This window comes from Antarctobacter sp. (genome assembly GCF_034670325.1).
Classification (GTDB): domain Bacteria; phylum Pseudomonadota; class Alphaproteobacteria; order Rhodobacterales; family Rhodobacteraceae; genus Antarctobacter.
In genome coordinates, this window is record NZ_JAXMNR010000002.1 from 463499 (window position 1) to 481872 (window position 18374).

At 63.9% G+C, this 18374-nt stretch carries 15 protein-coding genes; 7 read left to right on the top strand and 8 right to left on the bottom strand.

Going from position 1 to position 18374, the window contains the following annotated elements:
* Positions 1 to 11: 11 nt before the first annotated feature.
* From VOI21_RS07380 to VOI21_RS07400, 5 genes are all read right to left on the bottom strand, one after another.
* Positions 12 to 551 carry a hypothetical protein gene (locus VOI21_RS07380; protein ID WP_323769146.1) on the bottom strand — a complete coding sequence of 180 codons (540 nt, stop codon included), beginning with the start codon at positions 549 to 551 and terminating at the stop codon, positions 12 to 14.
* 269 nt (positions 552 to 820) lie between these two features.
* Positions 821 to 1723: a fructose bisphosphate aldolase gene (locus tag VOI21_RS07385; protein ID WP_323769147.1), complete on the bottom strand. Its 903-nt coding sequence runs from the start codon at positions 1721 to 1723 to the stop codon at positions 821 to 823.
* A 130-nt stretch (positions 1724 to 1853) separates the two neighbouring features.
* Positions 1854 to 3203 (bottom strand): cytochrome P450, encoded by a 1350-nt coding sequence (locus VOI21_RS07390; RefSeq protein ID WP_323769148.1) that lies wholly within the window; start codon positions 3201 to 3203, stop codon positions 1854 to 1856.
* Positions 3200 to 4441, bottom strand: a complete 1242-nt coding sequence (locus VOI21_RS07395) for a hypothetical protein (protein ID WP_323769149.1) — start codon at positions 4439 to 4441, stop codon at positions 3200 to 3202. Before VOI21_RS07395 ends, VOI21_RS07390 begins: the two co-directional genes overlap by 4 nt.
* A gap of 96 nt (positions 4442 to 4537) precedes the next feature.
* Positions 4538 to 5269: a hypothetical protein gene (locus VOI21_RS07400; protein ID WP_323769150.1), complete on the bottom strand. Its 732-nt coding sequence runs from the start codon at positions 5267 to 5269 to the stop codon at positions 4538 to 4540.
* Positions 5270 to 5507: 238 nt separating this feature from the next.
* Here VOI21_RS07400 and VOI21_RS07405 point away from each other — a divergent pair, with 238 nt between their 5' ends.
* The 3 genes from VOI21_RS07405 to VOI21_RS07415 are packed head-to-tail and all read left to right on the top strand — an operon-like array spanning position 5508 to position 7962.
* Positions 5508 to 6128 (top strand): ABC transporter substrate-binding protein, encoded by a 621-nt coding sequence (locus VOI21_RS07405; RefSeq protein WP_323769151.1) that lies wholly within the window; start codon positions 5508 to 5510, stop codon positions 6126 to 6128.
* The gene (locus VOI21_RS07410) at positions 6125 to 6847 is read left to right on the top strand and encodes an ABC transporter ATP-binding protein (protein ID WP_323769152.1); all 723 of its coding nucleotides are present in this window, start codon (positions 6125 to 6127) and stop codon (positions 6845 to 6847) included. The genes VOI21_RS07405 and VOI21_RS07410 overlap by 4 nt, the downstream gene beginning before the upstream one ends.
* A gap of 2 nt (positions 6848 to 6849) precedes the next feature.
* Positions 6850 to 7962, top strand: a complete 1113-nt coding sequence (locus tag VOI21_RS07415; protein WP_323769153.1) for an ABC transporter permease — start codon at positions 6850 to 6852, stop codon at positions 7960 to 7962.
* 7 nt (positions 7963 to 7969) lie between these two features.
* On the opposite strand, the gene VOI21_RS07420 is transcribed toward VOI21_RS07415, so the two are convergent.
* Positions 7970 to 8722: a cytochrome c biogenesis CcdA family protein gene (locus tag VOI21_RS07420; RefSeq protein WP_323769154.1), complete on the bottom strand. Its 753-nt coding sequence runs from the start codon at positions 8720 to 8722 to the stop codon at positions 7970 to 7972.
* Between the two features lie 108 nt (positions 8723 to 8830).
* On the opposite strand from VOI21_RS07420, the gene VOI21_RS07425 reads away from it, so the two are divergent.
* Both VOI21_RS07425 and map read left to right on the top strand, forming a co-directional pair.
* Positions 8831 to 9052 (top strand): sulfurtransferase TusA family protein, encoded by a 222-nt coding sequence (locus tag VOI21_RS07425; RefSeq protein WP_323769155.1) that lies wholly within the window; start codon positions 8831 to 8833, stop codon positions 9050 to 9052.
* 215 nt (positions 9053 to 9267) lie between these two features.
* Positions 9268 to 10017 (top strand): type I methionyl aminopeptidase, encoded by a 750-nt coding sequence (map, locus tag VOI21_RS07430; RefSeq protein ID WP_323769156.1) that lies wholly within the window; start codon positions 9268 to 9270, stop codon positions 10015 to 10017.
* Between the two features lie 135 nt (positions 10018 to 10152).
* On the opposite strand, the gene VOI21_RS07435 is transcribed toward map, so the two are convergent.
* On the bottom strand, positions 10153 to 13521 hold the full coding sequence (locus tag VOI21_RS07435; RefSeq protein WP_323769157.1) for an Rne/Rng family ribonuclease: 3369 nt from the start codon (positions 13519 to 13521) through the stop codon (positions 10153 to 10155).
* A gap of 506 nt (positions 13522 to 14027) precedes the next feature.
* A complete protein-coding gene (locus tag VOI21_RS07440) occupies positions 14028 to 14900 on the bottom strand; it encodes an NAD(P)-dependent oxidoreductase (protein ID WP_323769158.1) in 873 nt (290 codons plus the stop codon).
* 102 nt (positions 14901 to 15002) lie between these two features.
* Here VOI21_RS07440 and VOI21_RS07445 point away from each other — a divergent pair, with 102 nt between their 5' ends.
* Positions 15003 to 17468, top strand: a complete 2466-nt coding sequence (locus VOI21_RS07445) for a penicillin acylase family protein (RefSeq protein ID WP_323769159.1) — start codon at positions 15003 to 15005, stop codon at positions 17466 to 17468.
* A gap of 26 nt (positions 17469 to 17494) precedes the next feature.
* Positions 17495 to 18364, top strand: a complete 870-nt coding sequence (locus tag VOI21_RS07450; protein WP_323769160.1) for a phosphotransferase — start codon at positions 17495 to 17497, stop codon at positions 18362 to 18364.
* The last annotated feature ends 10 nt before the right edge of the window (positions 18365 to 18374 follow it).

The window sequence follows — 18374 nt, forward strand, 5'->3', positions numbered from 1 at the left end:
ACAGCCCGAAATCAGTATTTGTAGGTGGTGCCGCCGGAATAGCCGCCCGTGTAGCCACCAGTGTGACCACCGGTGTAGCCGCCTGTATGGCCTCCGGTGTAGCCGCCCGTGTAGCCACCGGTGTAACCACCCGTGTGGCCGCCCGTGTAGCCGCCGGTATATCCGCCTGCGTGGCCGGTATCCTTTTTGTAGCCGCCGTCATAGCCACCATTGTAGCTGGTCTTGACGTCCTGATAGCCGCTTACGATGCAGGACCAGGGCGCGCTCTGGTCGCCACCGATCTTGATGACCTCACGCGACAGGGTCGAATACTTCTGGGTCGCGGTGGCGTAGGTCTGCACACATTCCATGTGACCAATATAGGCGGTGTTCCAGTCGGCGTAGCCGTAGGAGTCATGGGCCGCCGTCGACCATGTCTGAATGGTCACGATCTTGGCGTGCTGCTGGGTCGGGCCATAGCCCATGGCGGTGATCTTGTCGCCCTGATCTGCAGCAGCGGCGGTTGCGGTCAGCGCGAGGGCGGCGAAAGCGATCTTGGCAAAGGTTTTCATGGATCTGTTCCTTGGAAAAATATGGGCGATCTGGTTGAAGCGGGTCTTGGTCCATCCGGTGAGCGGCTTGATTGCGCCCCTTGCTCCGGACTTCGTAACTGAGACGCAAGATAGGCCCGGTTTCTTGGCCGCATCAGTGAGGAAAACCCCACTCGCCCGGAAGGGCCTGAAACAGCGTCACAAATTCCCTGAAAACGGATCTCTGGACAAACGAAAACCCCGCTTCCGGTCAGGAAACGGGGTCTGTCAGGACGCGCTGAAAGGTCAGATCAAACCGAGGCGCGATAGATCTTGTCGATGTTCGCACCCAAGGCCGCGTTGAAATCTGCATTCGACAATTGCTTGGTCAGACCTTCGGTCAGCGCGCGGCTGAAAGAGGCGATCATCTTGGGCTGGCGGGACAGACGTGCGCAGGCCTCGTCGGTGGAATAGCCGCCCGACAGCGCCACCACACGGATCACCCGCGGATGGTCCGCCAGATCGTTATATAGCCCGTCCTCAGTCGGGATCGTCAGCTTCAGCATGACATCCTGCCCCTCGGCCAGCTGGTCCAGCTGCGCCGCGATTTCGGTCTTCAGCATCGCCTCTGCCTCGGCCTTGGTGGCCGAATGAATGTCGACCTCGGGTTCGAGGATCGGCACCAGACCCGCTGCAAGGACGGTCATGCCCAGGTCGAACTGCTGCGCGACAACCGCCTTGATGCCCGCCGCGTTGGCCTCATGAACGACAGAGCGTTCCTTGGTGCCAAAGATGCCGAACGCAGCGGCCTCTTTCAGGGTTTCCTCGACGCCCGGGATCGGTTTCATCAGTTGGACGCCGTCGGCCTTGTCTTCCAGACCCTTGTCGATCTTGAGGAAGGGCACGATGCCCCGGTCGTCCCACAGCGCCTGTGCGGTGGGCTTGCCCTCGACCTCGCCGCGCATGGTGCGCTCAAACAGAATCGCGCCCAGCACCTTGGCATTGGTGAATTCCGGCGCCGTGATGATCCGCGCGCGCATTTCGTGGATCTCAGCGTACATGGCGTCTTCGCCGTCATACATGTCTTCGGTCACGCCATAGAGGCGCAGCGCCTTGGGCGTCGAGCCGCCCGACTGGTCCAGCGCGGCGATGAATCCCCCGCCGGTGCGCATTTGCTCGGTTTGTTTGGAAAAAGTGGCTGCGTCCTGTCCCATGTGACCCTCTTGTGATGAAATGAAAGGCTTTTGCGCATTCGATAGCGCAGGGGACCGTGCCGGTATAGTGGGCGTCTGTTCTGATAACGCTAACTGTGACGCGGAGGCGATTTTTCGACGAAAAATCGTTTCACCGTCGGTCAACTTGCAGCCAGATACCCTCGCGCGAGCGTACCGTCAGATGTGCCTCGGGGACCGGAGCCTTGCCCGCGACCGGGGCCACACGCAGGTCCCGCAGGATCAGCGACAGCAGCAAAACCCCCTCGACCATGGCGAACCCCGCGCCGGTGCAGACACGCGGCCCGGCGGAAAAGGGTATATAGGCCTCGCGCCCGCAGGTCTTGCCGTTCTCGGTCTGCCAGCGACCGGGGTCAAAGCCATCCGGGTTCTCCCACAGGCCCTCATGCCGGTGCAAGTGCCATGGGCTGAGAACCATCTGCGATCCCTTTGGGATATCGCGGTCGCGAAACCGCTCTGGGCAGGTTGTCTCACGCACCATCATCGGCACCGGAGGATACAGCCGCAGCGCTTCGCGGAACACATCCCGGCTGACCCGCAGCTTGGAGACATCCGAGAAATCGCAACCCCGCAAAGCCTGCGCCTCTTGCGCCACCCGGTCCTGCCAGTCCGGGTGCGTCGCCATCAGATACAGCGCCCAGCCCAAGGCCGAGGCGCTGGTTTCATGTCCGGCAAGGAAAAAGATCGCCACCTGATCGACCATCTCTTGGGTCGTGAACCGCTGTCCCGTTTCGGGATCGGGCGTGGTCATGATCTTGGTGGCCAGATCGTCCGGTGCCGTCCCGGTTTCGATGGCGGCAAGACGGTCCTCGGTCAGCCGGGTGATCAGCGCGCGAATCCGCCGCGCCGCCGCCTTTGTGTCGCGCCGAAAGAAACGCGGCACCCAGCGCGGCACCGGAATGAAGGCGGCAAGGTTCAGGATCGGCTGCGTGCGCTGGTAGGCGCGGAATTCGTGAAACACCTGCTGCGCGGTCGCATCCTCTATCGGGATGGAAAACAACGTGCGAAAGATCACGTCTGCGGCGGCATGACTGGCGATCTCCTCGATCTCGACCATCTGCCCGGCCTTGGCGGTCAGACGGTCCAGCGCCGCCTGCGCCGCGTCCCACATTGCCGGATAGGTCTCTCGCAGGCGACCGCCCTCAAAGGCCGGGTCGATGATCCGCCGTTGCCGCTGCCATGTCGCGCCATTGGTCAGAAAGACCGAATTGCCCAGCAAAGGGCGCAAACCTTCGCCGATGCGCCCCGATTTGGGGAAATCCATCGGGCGTTCTTTCAGCACCGTCTTTACCAGATCGGGCTGGTTGAGCAGGTAGGAGCGGAAAAACGGCGTGCGGAACTCGGCCATCTTGGCGCGGTACAGCCGCGCGGGCTGGGCCGAGAGGATGTCCTGCCGGAACAGTTTGACATAACGCCAGAGCGAGACTCGATCCGGGCGTGCCGCCGGTTTCGGAGGGATCATGCGGCAATGCTCGTGAATTTCGACACAGGCACATCTATGCGGCTGTTCGACGGGGGCCGGTCACAGTACCGCGCGGACAGGGACACCGGCCCCGCAGTGATCTGGAAATAATCATAGTCCAACGGTCTGTCGAAGGCGCAGAGATACTGGAAATGCAGGCGAAAGAACTTCCACCGCAGTTCCTTCCAGCGTTCGGGGCTTAGCGAGCGGGTGAATTGCGCCGAAAACACCAAGGGCCAGCGTTTGCCCTCGGGCGCGACACCCGAAACGCTGACCGGATCACACAGCGCAAAGGCACATCCGTCACCCGGTGCCGTTACATCGACCCACGTCAGTTCCTCTCGCGCGCTGAGATAGCGCAGGTCAGCGCGCAGGCGGTGCGCGCCCCGCAGGAAAGACACCATCGGCACCACCTGCCCCAGACTGAGAAAGGCCAGTTTCGGGCCATTGGCCGGCACGCGGCCCGCCCGGATCAGATCGGCAAGGATCGAGACGGCCAGATGCGCGCCGGAGGAATGGCCAACCACCAGCACCTCTTGCACATCGTCGGTCAGCGCCTCGGCGATGATCTCGCCAAACGCGGCCATGCGTGCCTCCAGTTCGGGCGGATTGGCGCCGCGGTAGCGGGCCGAATAGGCATAGTCGTGCATCAGGTAGTAAGCAAAGAACTTGCCGTCCTTCTTCTTGAACCAGCGCAGCACAGCCCAGACGATACCGCCCCAGGCCACAAGGCCCGCAATCGTCGCCACGGCCCCAAGGCCACGGGCCAGCCAGCCAATGACGGCAAACGCCGCCCAACCCAGCAACATCGCAATGGCCAGTTGCAACAGCAGCATCCCGATCGGGTAGAGCGCCGCAATCACCGGCCCTTTGCGCAGCCACATCAGCCGCCTCAGCGCGCCCGTGGCTATGTATTCCCATGCGGTGCGGACCAGTTGCGCATAGGTCGCGGGGATCGAGGTCGACATGCTGTCGCGCACGATGTCGGACCAGACCAGAACCTCGACATCTGCCGTGACCGCCTGCCCGTCCACTTCGCTGTTGACGTGCCAGCCATAAAGCCCGCCGGTGCGCTTGGGGCTGAGTGCGATCCGGTAGCCAGAGACCTGCGCCTGCGCGGCCCCTTCCTTGCGGTACAGCTCGCGGTAGCGCCGGGGATGAATCGGATCATAGCCGGGAATGTAAAACACCCTGCGCCGTGAGACGTCCTGCGGATTGTCGGCCTGCCCAGTGCCCATGTCTCGCACCTCTTTGTTGCGAGAAGGGTACGCCGGATTTTCGGCAAGAGTAAGGCGAACCGTTGCCGTGCGACCTGCGGTTCCCGCCCAAGGGGATCAGGCCCCCGGCATCGCCACACGGGGGGCCGACGCGCTTCCGACCGGCGGCAATTTGTGAGAGGCATACGCCTCGATCAGATACCAGAACACCACACAGTTCGTGATGTGCCACATGAAATGCGTGCCGGTCGGAATTGTCTCACACAGCCGCATGTCCACGCTGCGAAACACCAGAGCCAGCCCGAACAGACCGACCCCCAGTCCAAGCTTCAGCAGCGACGGATGGCGCGCCTTCCAGATGAACCAGAACACGCTGACACTCATCAGGCTGGCCGGGAAATACTGCGCCGATCCGCTGAACCCCGCAGTGATGGCAAGCGGTGTCGCCCGCAAAAGATCACCAGAGGCCAGCGCGATCCCGGTGCCCATGACACAAAGGCTGAACAGCGAGGCAAATGGCAGGTTAAAGCTGTCCGGCGCAAAGCGCCGCAGCGCCAACAGCCCATAGACAACGACAAAGGACCAGATCGGCACCACATCCACGATCTCCGCCCAGACGGTCGCGTAGGTGTGCAACAGAAACGACCCGACCCCAATAGAGGCCGCAAGAACCATCAGGACAATCACCGACGGGCTGAGCAATCCGCGCCTCCAGAGCAGAATGAACTCCACGACGGCCACCAGAACAACCAAAAGGCTGGACGTGGCGTTCAGCGGCTCCGCCCAGAAATCGGGGGAGGTCCGCTCACAGTAGTAACTTGTGCTTGGGGCGTTCAGATCAGGAAACAAAGTCAACTCTTTGAGGAGATGAGTGAGCAAATGAAGCGTCCGAACAGGTTTGGCCCACCTCGTCCCGACACGCAATATGGATTTAGAAATTGCAGCCTCGCACGATTTGGATTATCCAAAATGGCATGTGACCAATACGGGGCGGAAGCCTCTGATATATATACGGGAATTTTCGTTCTTGTTTAGGTTCAACCAGATGTTTCGCGACCCGGTCCACCGTCAGTCGAGTAACAAACCCATGCCCGCCCAAACGCTTGCCATTGACGTGTCGCGCAGACTTACAGGTGCGCGGGTGCGGTCCTTTGCGATTGTCGCAACCATCAGCATCGCAAGCACATTTTGCGCAGCACCCGCATCCGCCGAGGATGCCGTGACCTCTGTCGTCAATATCTACAAGACCACGATTCAGGCCGGGCAGTCGCCAAAACGGCTGGCTGACCGCCTTGGGCCGTCAATTGACCTTCAGACCCTGTCCGCGAAAATTCTGGGCAAGGCCTATGCGAATGCCTCGCCACAGGACCGCGCAGACTTCAACGCCGTCCTGCTAGAGGTGATCGCCTTTGAGCTGAGCAAAAGACTGGGCAACGAACAAACGTTCACGGTTCTCCGGTCGCGGGATCTGAGCGGCGGGGAAGTTGTCGTCTTTTCGAAAGTCACCAAGACCGACGGATCCGAAAAAAGCATCGACTGGAAAATGCGGCCCTGCGGGTCGGCCTACTGCATCTACGATCTGCGCAGCGACAACGTCTCGTTCAGCGTCGCGCGGCGCGACGAATTCAGTGCTCGGCTGCAATCGGCGGGCGGATCGCTGGCCGGATTGACGGCGTCTCTTCGCGCCGAAGTCGCCGCTCGACAGTGACCGACCGGATTGCCCCGCCCCCCCTTGCGGAACTGCGCCACTGTCACCGCAGCTATGATCGCGGCCGCATTGTTGCCCTGAACGACGTGACACTGAAAATCGGCAATGGTGAGCTGGTCTCGATCACTGGGCCAAGCGGCTGCGGTAAGTCCACCCTTCTGGACATCATGTGCGGTCTTGAGGAACCCAGCCTTGGCGAGGTCTTTTTTGACGGTCATCGCATTCGGGGGCGCAGCGCGTGGGCGCGGTTGCGCGCGGCGCGCATCGGTTTTGTCTTTCAGACCTTTCACCTGATTCCGTCGCTGAGCGTCACCGAGAATATCGAACTGGCGATGTTGTGGCAGACCCGGTCGCACCAAGAGCGCCAGACCCGCGTCTCTGAACTGCTGGACATTCTTGGCCTCTCGCAGCGCGCGACGCAATTCCCGCTTGAGCTTTCGGGCGGTGAACGGCAGCGCGTCGCCATTGCCCGTGCCTTGGCCAACAGGCCCGCACTGGTGATCGCGGATGAACCAACCGGCAGCCTCGACTCCGCCAGCAGCGCGCAGATCATCGACCTTCTGGAAGGATTGCAACGCGGTGAGGGCATCACGGTTGTAATTGTGACCCATGACAAGGAAATCGCCGCGCGCTGCGACCGCCGGATCGAAATGCGCGATGGTCAGATCGTCAGCGACTTAACAGCTGCGCCGTCGCGATCACAAAGGGTGTTTTCTTGAACTTGGCAACACTCCCCTGGCGCAACCTGACCGCGCAGCGCGTGCGGTCCGCCCTGACGGTGCTGGGGATCGCGGTGGCGGTGGGGGCTTTCATCGCCTTGACCGGACTGACGCGCGGCATCCAGCATTCGTTTGAAACCGGGATCGGTGACACCGGCGCGGATTTTGTGGTCAGCCAACGCAACACCTACAGTCTTGTCAGCAGTTCTGTCGGGCAAGATTTCGGTGAGGCCCTATCCGCTGTGCCCGGCGTCGAGCAGGTGTCCGGCGTGGTCTTGACCGTCGCAGAACTGGACGAAAGTGCGAATATCTTTGTGACCGGCTGGCCAAAGGGCAGCTTTCTGTGGTCTTCCCTTGATCTTTACGCAGGCAAACCGCCAGACGGACCGCGCCAACTGGTCCTTGGCCGCTCTATTGCACGAGCCCTTGGCAAGACCGTGGGGGACGAGGTCAGCCTGCAATATGAAAGCTTTGTGATTTCCGGGCTGTCGCGATCGGACTCCGTGTTCAACCAGAACATCGCGATCACCCAATTGCCGGTGCTGCAGGACCTGCTGGGTCGCCCCGGAACCGTCTCCCTCTTTCAGGTGCGCCTGACCCGCCCGGTGACGCCTGCCGAAGCGTCAAAGATCAAGGCGAAACTCGCCGCCGTGTCCCCCTTGTTGGACGTGAACGACAGCGAAGAATTCGCAGGAAACATGCGGTTTGAGCAGACCCTTGGCACCATCGCCTCTGCGGTGTCGCTGGTGATGATCCTTGCCTCGTCGATCCTTGTCGCCAATACGCTGTTGATGTCCGTCTCAGAGCGCAGTCAGGAATTCGGTATTCTGGCCGCGATAGGCTGGACGCCGGGCATGATCCGCGCGCTGGTGGTGTCAGAGGGGTTGATGATGTGCGTCATCGGCAGTGTTGCAGGGATCGGTCTGGGCATCGGCGCGATGTATGTGGTGTCGTGGATGCAGGTCTTTGCGGGGCTGCTGGAGCCCTACATCACACTTGGCATTGTGGGTCAAGCGACCGGTTGGGTCTGTCTGGTTGGCACAGCGGCGGCGTTCTACCCCGCGTGGCGCGTGACGCGCATTGCCCCCTCGGCGGCGCTGCGCGGGCTGCGCTGACCAGGGTTCAACCCAGAGTGGCGAGCGCCGGAAAGGTTTCCAGCAGCCAGAAGGACAGCGACGAGAAACCGCCCGTCAGCATCAGCAGCCCGATGGTCCAGAGCAGCAAACCCATGGCGCGCTCGATCTGTTCCATGTGCCGTTTCATCCAGCCCATGACGCCGGTCAGGCGAGGCAGGAAGGCGGCGACAAGCAGGAACGGCACCCCCAGCCCCACGGCGTAGACCGCCAGCAGCAGCGTGCCGCGCGCAACCGACGCCTCGGACGCGGCAAGGCTGAGGATTGCGCCCAGTTGCGGGCCGATGCAGGGCGTCCAGCCAAAGGCGAAGGCCAGACCAAGGATATAGGCGCCAAAGGCCGATCCGCCCCGATCGCCCGCATCCAGCCGCGCCTCTCGGTCCAGAAAGCCGATGCGATAGACGCCGACGAAATGCGCGCCGAAGATCATCACCACGATCCCGGCGGCGGTGTTCAGCCAGTCCTGATACTGGAGAAAGGCAATGCCCACGGCGGAGGCCGCAAAGCCCATCAAGAGAAAGACCGTCGAGAGACCCAGCACAAAGAATGTCGCTGGCAGCAGCGCCTTGTTCCGGCTGCCCTCACGTGAGCCCAAATCGGTCACCGAGACGCCGCTCATGTAGGCCAGATAGGGGGGGACCACCGGCAGCACGCAGGGGCTGAGGAAAGAGATGACCCCGGCAAGCAGCGCCACGATCATGGCGGGCAAGAGCGATGCGTCTATGATTTCGATTCCGAACATATCCGGGTCTTAGGCCAAAGCGCGGGCGCCGTCACCTCGCTGCTGTGTCACATCCCCGTGGGCTGGCCCGTGCTTTTCTTCGGGCGGACAAGGGGCTACATCCTCACCATGACACATGAACTCGACGCGCTTGGGCTGCTGTGCCCGCTTCCGGTCCTGAAGGCCCGCAAAAGGCTGCAATCGCTGGCCACTGGAGAGGTGTTGATCCTGCACACGGACGATCCCGCTGCGGTGGTGGATGTGCCGCATTTTTGCGCCGAGGCGGGGCATGGTCTGGAGGGGCATGAAGAGGCGGGCAAGGCGATCATCTGGACGATCCGCAAGGGGTGAGCCAAGCGGGTGTCCACGTGTGGACAGTTAGGTGACGTCGCGTTTTCAATGGCTTACAGAGACGATTTTACCATTCGTTAGGAAATACGCCGCTGGCGGGGATGGCAAATGCGCCGTCAGCGCCCTGCCCTTTGTAGCGAGGTGCCAAAACTGCCGATTGTGCGGACAGGGCCGCCAGTCGATGCTACGCTGATCCGACACCAGAGGGACGGGCAATGACGATCACCAAGCAGGAAGAGTTGGACGGGCTCAAGGAAATTGGCCGGATTGTCGCCAACACGATGCAGGTCATGGCAAAAAAGATGGAGCCAGACATGACAACCGGCGATCTGGACGCAATCGGGCGCGACGTCATGGAGCGGGAAGGGGCGGTTTCAGCACCGCAATCGACCTATGGGTTTCCCGGTGCCACCTGCATCAGCGTGAACGAAGAGATCGCGCACGGCATTCCGGGACAGCGGGTGATCAAACGCGGTGATCTGGTCAACATTGATGTCTCCGCCTCCAAAAACGGGTACTTTGCGGATACCGGCGCGACGTTTTGTGTCCCCCCGGTTGCCCCGCCACTTGGCAAGCTTTGCCGCGATGGACGGCGCGCAATGCAAATCGGGATTGCACAGGTTCGGCGGGATCGCCCGGTGGCCGGTATTGGCAAAGCCATCGGGCGCTTTGCGTCGCAACGGGGATACACGCTGATCAGGAACCTTGCGAGCCACGGTGTTGGGCGCGCCCTGCACGAATACCCCGAGGAGATTGCGACGTGGCCGACCCGTGGCGACAGACGTCGCATCGGGAACGGATTGGTCATGACGGTGGAACCCTTCCTTTCGACAGGAGGAGAGTGGGCAACCGAGGGACGCGATGGCTGGACCCTGTTCAGTGAGCCGAGTGCCCCTGTCGTGCAGTATGAGCACACAGTTGTGGCAACGGATCGCGGGGCCATTATCGTGACATTGCCCGGTTGATCGGTTTTTGTCCGGTCGTTCGGGCACCTGCACGCACATCCCCCCCCCGGACCTTGTGCCGGTCTGGTCCCCCGCCCGTGCCACAAAAAAAGCCCCGCGTCGCCGCGGGGCTTTTTCATGTTCATTTGGTTCGGGTCAGCTGCCCAGTGACCACCAGCCACGGCGCTTGGGCTTGTCGTCGGCCTCAGCGGGTTCCGGGGCCTCAGCGGCGGGTTCCGGTGTGGGTTCCGGCGCAGTTTCCGGTGCAGATTCGGGCGTGGGTTCCGGGGTTGGCGCGGGTTCGGCGCTGACCACCTCGACGGGGGCCGGGTCCGCCTGTGCGTCCGGTGCCGGGGCCGTTTCGGGCGCAGGTTCCGGTGCCGGTGCCGCTTCGGGCGCAGGTTCCGATGCCGGTGCCGCTTCGGCAACCGGCGTTTCGGCGACCTCGGCGGCGGGTGCCGCCGGTTGCACCGGCGTCTCGGCGATCGGCGTGCCTACCGCTGCGGCGATCACGTCCGACGCCTTGCGCCGCGTGCGGGCGCGCTTGGGCTTTTCGTCGGTGTCGGGCGCAGTGGCCTCAACAGGGGCCGGGGTCGGCTCTGCTGTCGGCTCCGCCACCACTTCTGCTGCGGGCGCTTCGGCGGGCTGCGCGTCGGCAACAGGAGCCTCCGCAACCGGGGCCGCCTCTGCCACCACCGGCTCTGCCGCCGGGGCCGCATCAGCGGTTTCGGTCACGGTGTCCGCGGGTTTGCTGCGCGACCGGCGCGACCGTGAGCGGGTCCGCTTGGGCTTGGGCGTGTCCTCTGCTGTCTCCGGGGCATCGGCCCCTTCGGCCGCCTCCGCCGTGTCACCGGCCGGTGCGGCCTCTGCGGTTTCCGGCTGGCGCGTGTCGTCATCCGACCCGTCAGCCCCATTGGCGTCACCGTTGTCGCCGTTGTCGCCATTATCCCCATTCTCGCCGTTGTCTCTGGACTTCGACTTGCGCCGACGCCGACGACGGCGCTTTTTCGGCTTGTCGTCTTCGCCGGCCTCTTCCTGACGCTCTGGCGCGGCGGCAGGTGCAGACTCGGGGGCCGTGGTCTCGATGATCTCTGCGTCTTCGATCTCGTCCTCGGCGTCCTCGTCCACCTGATCCATCAGCGAGGTATCCACGGAGACCACCGGCGCCGTCGCCTCTGGCACCACGCGGGTCGCGGTCTTGAACTTCTCAAGGGTGAAGTCGGGCGACACCAGATGCGGGTCACCCTCGATCCGGACGGACATGCCATAGCGTGTCTCAATCTGGAGGATGTGTTCGCGTTTCTGGTTCATCAGGTAGTTGGCGATGCTGACCGGACATTTCACCAGCACCTCACGCGAACGGCGGCGCACGCCTTCTTCTTCGATCTGGCGGAGAACCTGCAACGACAGGTTGTCGTCCGAGCGGATCAACCCTGTGCCGTGGCAGGCCGGGCATGGCTGTGTCGTCGCCTCGATCATGCCGGGGCGCAGACGCTGGCGCGACATTTCCATAAGGCCAAAGCCCGAGATGCGGCCCACCTGAATGCGCGCGCGGTCGGTTTTCAGCTTGTCCTTGATGCGCTTTTCGACGGCGGCGTTGTTCTTGCGCTCATCCATGTCGATGAAGTCGATGACGATCAAGCCCGCAAGGTCGCGCAGGCGCAACTGGCGGGCCACCTCTTCGGCGGCCTCAAGGTTGGTCTTGGTGGCGGTTTCCTCGATCGAACCCTCTTTGGTGGCGCGGCCAGAGTTGACGTCGATGGCCACCAGCGCCTCTGTCACGCCGATCACGATGTAACCGCCGGATTTCAGCTGTACGGTCGGGTTGAACATGCCGCCAAGGTAGGATTCGACCTGAAAGCGCGCGAAGAGCGGCATCTGGTCGTGGTAGTGCTGCACGTTCTTGGCGTGGGACGGCATGATCATCTTCATGAAGTCCTTGGCCACGCGGTAGCCGCGCTCACCCTCGACCAGCACCTCGTCAATCTCGCGGCTGTAGAGGTCGCGGATCGAGCGTTTGATCAGGTCGCCCTCTTCGTAGATCTTGGCCGGGGCGATGGATTTCAGCGTCAGTTCGCGGATCTGCTCCCACAGGCGCTGGAGGTATTCGTAGTCGCGCTTGATCTCTGTCTTGGTGCGCTTGGCACCCGCCGTGCGGATGATCAGACCGGCGCCCTTGGGGACGTCGATGCTGGTGGCGATTTCCTTGAGCTTGGAGCGGTCGGCGGCATTGGTGATCTTGCGGCTGATGCCACCGCCGCGCGCGGTGTTGGGCATCAGGACGCAGTAGCGACCGGCAAGGCTGAGGTAGGTGGTCAGGGCCGCGCCCTTGTTGCCGCGCTCTTCCTTGACGACCTGCACCAGCATGATCTGGCGGACCTTGATGACTTCCTGGATCTTGTAGCGACGCGCGCGGGGTTTGCGGACCGGGCGGATGTCTTCCTCGGTGTCGTCGTCGGCGACGGATTCGATCGAGGCATCGCGGGCGGCGGCGTCGTCCTGCGCGTCGTCCTCGTCTTCGTCGCTGTCGTCGCGGTCGGTGTCGTCCACCTCGGCTTCGGCGTCGTCGGGCGTGGCGACGGGGGTCGCGGCCTCTGCCTGAACCGGCGCGGGGGCTTCGGCGGCGGGGGCCGGGGTCGCCGGGGCATCGGCGCCTTGCGGCTCTTGCGAGACCACGGCGGCCTCATCCTTGGTGCCTTCGGCGATGGGACGCGGCGGGGTGTCGGAGGTGTCCGGGGTGTCGTCGTCGGCGGTCGGGGCCTCCGCGGTATCGACCGGGCCAGTGTCGACCGGTGCAGTATCGACCGGGGCGGCGTCCTCTGTCGCAGGCATCGGCGTCAGCTCTGCCTCGGGGGTTGCTTCGGCCACGGGAGCGGGCGCTGCCTCGGGGGCGGCGTCTTTGGGGGACTCGGCGGGAGCCTCAGCGGTTTCGACCGGAGCCTCGGGTGCGGCGGCGGGTTTCGCCTCTGCGGTGTCCTGCGGTTCTTCGACGGGGGTTTCGTGCACGGTTTCCATCGGCGACAGGCCCTCGCCCGGCGCGCCGGTCTCTAGGTCCTCGTCGAGGTCGATGGTTTCCATACCGCTGATTTCACGCGGCTTTTGCTCTGCCGCGGCCTCGGCCACGACAGGACTGTCGGTGTTTTCAGACGGCTTGGTCTCGGACGGCTTGGACGTCCGCTTGCGCGAGCGCGAGCGGGACTTCTTGGGCTTTTCCTCTTCCTCGGCAGCGGCCTTGGCGGCCTCTTCTTCCTCTGCCATCAGCGCCTGACGGTCGGCGATGGGGATCTGGTAGTAGTCGGGGTGGATTTCCGAGAACGCCAGAAAGCCGTGACGGTTGCCGCCGTAATCGACAAAAGCCGCCTGCAACGAGGGTTCGACCCGCGTGACCTTGGCTAGATAGATGTTACCGGCGAGCTGCCGCTTGTTTTCAGATTCAAAATCGAATTCCTCGACCTTGTTGCCGTCCACCACCACAACGCGGGTCTCTTCCGCGTGGGTGGCGTCGATGAGCATTTTCTTAGCCATATTATCCGTTTGCACGGCGCACGCCTCTGAGGCCCAGGTGGGGCCCCGGAGGTTGCGGCGTGTCTTGTCTGGGCGAGATGGTGCGCGACGGCATGGCGGGAGCCTCTGGTCCCTGCCTCATGCCTGATGTCATTCGCGCGCTTCATCGCGGTTCTTCTCCGACGCGCGTCTTCGGCAAGTGATCCGAAGCGGCGCCCATTCATTGCGCCCGTCGCATGTCGCGGTCCGGGCAGGTCTTTGGCCTTGCGGCCCGATCGGTCTGTCCGGGTCCGGATTATCAGGGTCCACGGTCAGCGAAACTTTTCGGCGCGGGTCAATATACACACGCTGCCTGACCGCTAACATAAGGCGAGGAAATGGGCAAAGACAATAGGCCTTCTCAGGCCGGAGCGAAACGCAAAGGTATAAGACGCGAAAAAGGGCGATCCCTAGGGCCTGACGTGGCGTCGCGCCAGACAAGGCCAATAACGCCGCGCCGCCGGTCACGGCGACGCGGCAAGAGCCTGTCAGCCCATGGCGCGCAGGCGCTTGATCAGCGCGGAGGTGTCCCAGCGCCCGCCGCCCAGTTTCTGAACGTCCTTGTAAAACTGGTCCACAAGGGCCGTTACCGGCAGCGAGGCCCCGACCTCATCCGCCGTACGCAGGCAGATGTTCAGGTCCTTGCGCATCCAGTCGACGGCAAAGCCGTGTTCGAACTCATCGGCGATCATGGTCTTGTAGCGGTTGACCATCTGCCACGACCCGGCCGCACCGCCGCCGATCACATCGACCACCGCCGCGCCGTCCAGTCCCGCCTTTTCGGCAAAGTGCAGACCCTCTGACAGGCCCTGCACCAGACCGGCGATGCAGATCTGGTTGACCATCTTGGTCAACTGGCCTGCACCCGACTCACCCAGACGGCGGCACATTTTGGCATAGGACATGATCACCGGCTCTGCGGCGTCATAGACCGGCGCATCGCCGCCGCACATGATCACAAGCTGGCCGTTTTCCGCCCCCGCCTGCCCGCCGGACACCGGAGCATCGACAAAGGAGAGGCCGCGCGCCTTGGCGTCGGCATAGAGCTCCGCCGTCACCTGCGCCGATACGGTGGTGTGATCCACAAAGGTGGTCCCCTGCCCCATGCCCGCAAAAGCGCCGTCTTCGCCGGTGCAGACACCGCGCAGGTCGTCATCATTGCCCACGCAGGCCATGACAAACGCGGCCCCCTCGGCCGCTTCGCGCGGGGTCGCGGCATGGGAGCCGCCGTGTTCGGCGACCCATTTTTCGGCCTTGGCGGCGGTGCGGTTGTAGACGGTGACGTCATGTCCGGCCTTGGCCAGATAGCCCGCCATGGGGTAGCCCATCACGCCCAGACCCAGAAATGCGACTTTTGCCATTGTTCTCTCCCTCGTCGGTCCAGCCCGCCCGCCCTTGGCAAGCCCGGGCTGGCAAGTTAATCCCGGTGCGATCTGACCTACCCCATGTGGACGGAGAGGGAAATGGCGCTGATGTTTCGATGGCTCTTGCGACTGGCCAGTTTGGCTGTGGCGCTGATCGTCATCGGCGTTTTGCTGACGTATTACCTCGCCTCGCGGTCGTTGCCCGACTACGACAAGACGCTGTCGGTGTCGGGCATCACCGCCGATATCGAGATCGTGCGCGACAATTCGGCGGTCCCGCATATCATGGCGCTGTCGGACCGCGATGCGTTTTTCGGGCTGGGCTATGCCCATGCGCAGGACCGGCTGTGGCAGATGATGGTGTTGCGGCGCACCGCGCAGGGGCGATTGTCCGAGATCTTTGGCCGCCGGACGTTGCGCACCGACACGCTGCTGCGGCGGATGGATATCTACAGCGCGGCCAAAGCCTCTGTCGCGCATCAGGATGCCCGCACGCTGGACGCGCTGGAGGCCTATGCCGCCGGGATCAACGCCCGCATCGGTGAGATCAATATGGAAAGCCTGGGGCGCGGCGCGCCGGAGTTCTTCCTGTTCGAGGCCGAAATCGCGCCGTGGCAACCGGCGGATTCGCTGGCGATCATCAAGCTGATGGCGCTGCAACTGTCGGGCCATATCGGCGATGAGGTGCTGCGGGCGCGGACCTCGCTGTTGCTGGGGGACGAAAAGCGCCTGTCCGACATCCTGCCCGACATGCCCGGCACCGGTGTCGCCGCCCTGCCCCGTGTGGCGCAGTTGATGCCGGGCGCTGGCACGCAACACGCGCAGGCCAGTCCCGTTGGCGGGGATTTCCTGTGGCCGGTGCCGCGGCGCGGTCTGGCGGGAGCGTCCAACGTCTGGGCCGCGGCGGCGGACCGCTCTGCCTCACGCGGGACACTGCTGGCCAATGACCCGCATCTGGGGTTCACCGCGCCGTCGATCTGGTATCTGGCGCGCCTGGAGTTGCAGTCCGGAGGGGTGATCGGCGCGTCGATCCCCGGCATTCCGGCGCTGATGGTGGGCCGGTCACGCAAGCTGGCTTGGGGGATCACCTCGTCCTATCTGGACGATCAGGATCTGTATTTCGAAGAGATCAACCCCGACAACCGCGACGAATACCGCACGCCGGACGGGTTCAAACGGTTTGAGCGGCGGCAGTCGATCATCCGCATCAAGGATGAGCCGCCGGTCACGCTGACCCTGCTGTGGACGGACAATGGCCCGGTGCTGCCGTCGTCGCAGTTCGATCTGGACAAGATCACGCCGCCGGGCCACCTGGTGACGCTGTCGTGGACGGCGCTGTCGCATGAGGACACCTCGGCCTCTGCCGCCGTGGGGCTGATGATGGCCGGATCGGTGGAAGAGGGGTTGCAGATCTCGCGGCTGTACGTGGCGCCCTCGCAGAACCTGACGCTGATCGACGGCGATACCGTCGCGATGAAGCTGGTCGGCGCGATGCCGCGCCGCGATGCCGCGCATGAAAGCCTTGGCCGCCTGCCGTCGCGCGGCTGGATCGCCAGCAACCGCTGGGACGGCTATCTGCCCTATTCGTCTAACCCCGAGTTCCTTGCCCCCGAGGGCGGGATTGTCGGCAATACCAACAACAAGATGATCGACCGCCCGTTCCCCAACCATGTCAGTTTCGAATGGGGCGACAGCCAGCGGGTGCAGCGCTGGACCACGGTGATGCAGGGCCGCAAGGTGCATACCCGCGACAGTTTCATCGAGGCGCAGTTGGACACCGTATCGCCCGCGGCGCGCACGCTGTTGCCGCTGATCGGGCGCGATCTGTGGTTCACCGGAGAGGCGGCGGCACAGGGCACGCCCGCGCGTCAGCGCCAGCGCGCGCTGGCGCTGCTGGCCGACTGGAACGGTGAGATGAACGAACATCTGCCAGAGCCGCTGATCTATGCCGCATGGCTGCGCGCGCTTCAGGACCGGCTGATCCGCGACGACCTTGGCCCGCTGGCCGAGGATTTCGACCATGTGGAACCGCTGTTCATCGAGCGGGTGTTCCGCGACGTGGACGGGGCCAGCGTCTGGTGCGACGTGATCCGCTCTGCGGTGGTGGAAACCTGTAGCGACATCGCGCGGCTGGCGCTGGACGACGCGCTGGTCTGGATCGACGAGGAATTCGGCAGTTCGCTGGAATCGCTGCGGTGGGGCGACGCCCATGCCGCCACGCACCGGCACCCGGTGCTGGGCGAGGTGCCGATCCTGCGTTACTTCGTGAACGTCCGTCAGGAAACCTCGGGCGGGGATCACACGCTGATGCGGGGGCGCACCTCGGGGCGCGATCCTGATCCGTTTTCGAACGTGCATGGTGCGGGGTATCGCGGGGTCTATGACTTTGCCGATCCCGACAGTTCGGTCTTTGTCTCGGCCACCGGGCAATCGGGGCATCCGCTGTCGCGGCATTACGACGATCTGGGCCAGTTGTGGCGGCGGGGGGAATACCTGCCGATGTCGCTGGATATCGATCTGGCGCGGGCCGCGTCGGTCGGGATCACTCGCCTCGTCAAACCGTGAGTCTGTCGGTCGATGCCGCGCGGGCCTTGGCTGTCAAAGCCTTGGCGCGGCATGGTGTCGGGTCAGAGCCGCGCGCCGCGCGCCCCGGAGGGGGTGCGGCGCATCTGTTTGCGGCCGATGGCGCGGACGGGCCGATCCTAATCAAGGTCTGGGCCGATGCGGACCGCGCCGCGCGACAGGTGCGGCGTCAGAGACAGGTGGCGCGGGCGCTGAGCGCCGGGGCCTGTCGCGCACCGGGGGTGTTGTTTTACGATGAAGCCTGTCGGGCGATGGGCATGCCAAGGATCGACGGCATGGACCTTGCAGCACTTTGGCGGGAGGGCCATGCGGATGTGCCCGATCTCGCCGGGCGGTGGCTGCGCGCCTATCACGGGGTGACGCTGCGCCCCTGCCCGTTTGACCCCACGGGCCAAGTGAACTGGCTGTCGCGGCTGATCGAGGCGGTCTTGACCCGGCAACGCAACATCCCCGGCCCGGACGGATTCGCCAAGGCCGCGCGGGGCGTGCAAGCGATGGCGGGCGGTGTCACCGGGCGGGCGTCTGCCCGTGCGGTCACGCATCGTGACATGACCCTGTCGAACCTGATGTTGGACCGGGACGGCACGATCTGGGGGCTGGATTTCGAGAATAAGCGCGAGGATGAGCCGCTGCGCGATGTCTTTACGTTGACGCTCGATCTGATGACGCACAACGGGCAAGACGGCGACGGCGCTGTTGCAAGGCTGGTGCAGAGCTATGGCGCGGCGGATGGGACGGACCCCGCCGTCCGCCTGTTCCTGCAAGGCTGTTTCTGCCTCTGGGTCTGGGCGAACACGCCCATGACCCCGTCAGCCCGTCAGTTGCGGCGGCTGGGTGTGGCGGACAACCTGTTGCAGCGCACCACACCGGTGATCTGAGGCAGGCCCA

Bases quoted from the DNA above. Each gene is read 5' to 3' on its own strand.
- VOI21_RS07440 (WP_323769158.1), bottom strand. From the start codon at position 14,900: ATGGCAAAAGTCGCATTTCTGGGTCTGGGCGTGATGGGCTACCCCATG.
- VOI21_RS07425 (WP_323769155.1), top strand. From the start codon at position 8,831: ATGACACATGAACTCGACGCGCTTGGGCTGCTGTGCCCGCTTCCGGTC.
- map (WP_323769156.1), top strand. From the start codon at position 9,268: ATGACGATCACCAAGCAGGAAGAGTTGGACGGGCTCAAGGAAATTGGC.
- VOI21_RS07420 (WP_323769154.1), bottom strand. From the start codon at position 8,722: ATGTTCGGAATCGAAATCATAGACGCATCGCTCTTGCCCGCCATGATC.
- VOI21_RS07390 (WP_323769148.1), bottom strand. From the start codon at position 3,203: ATGATCCCTCCGAAACCGGCGGCACGCCCGGATCGAGTCTCGCTCTGG.
- VOI21_RS07385 (WP_323769147.1), bottom strand. From the start codon at position 1,723: ATGGGACAGGACGCAGCCACTTTTTCCAAACAAACCGAGCAAATGCGC.
- VOI21_RS07405 (WP_323769151.1), top strand. From the start codon at position 5,508: ATGCCCGCCCAAACGCTTGCCATTGACGTGTCGCGCAGACTTACAGGT.
- VOI21_RS07380 (WP_323769146.1), bottom strand. From the start codon at position 551: ATGAAAACCTTTGCCAAGATCGCTTTCGCCGCCCTCGCGCTGACCGCA.
- VOI21_RS07435 (WP_323769157.1), bottom strand. From the start codon at position 13,521: ATGGCTAAGAAAATGCTCATCGACGCCACCCACGCGGAAGAGACCCGC.
- VOI21_RS07395 (WP_323769149.1), bottom strand. From the start codon at position 4,441: ATGGGCACTGGGCAGGCCGACAATCCGCAGGACGTCTCACGGCGCAGG.
- VOI21_RS07445 (WP_323769159.1), top strand. From the start codon at position 15,003: ATGGCGCTGATGTTTCGATGGCTCTTGCGACTGGCCAGTTTGGCTGTG.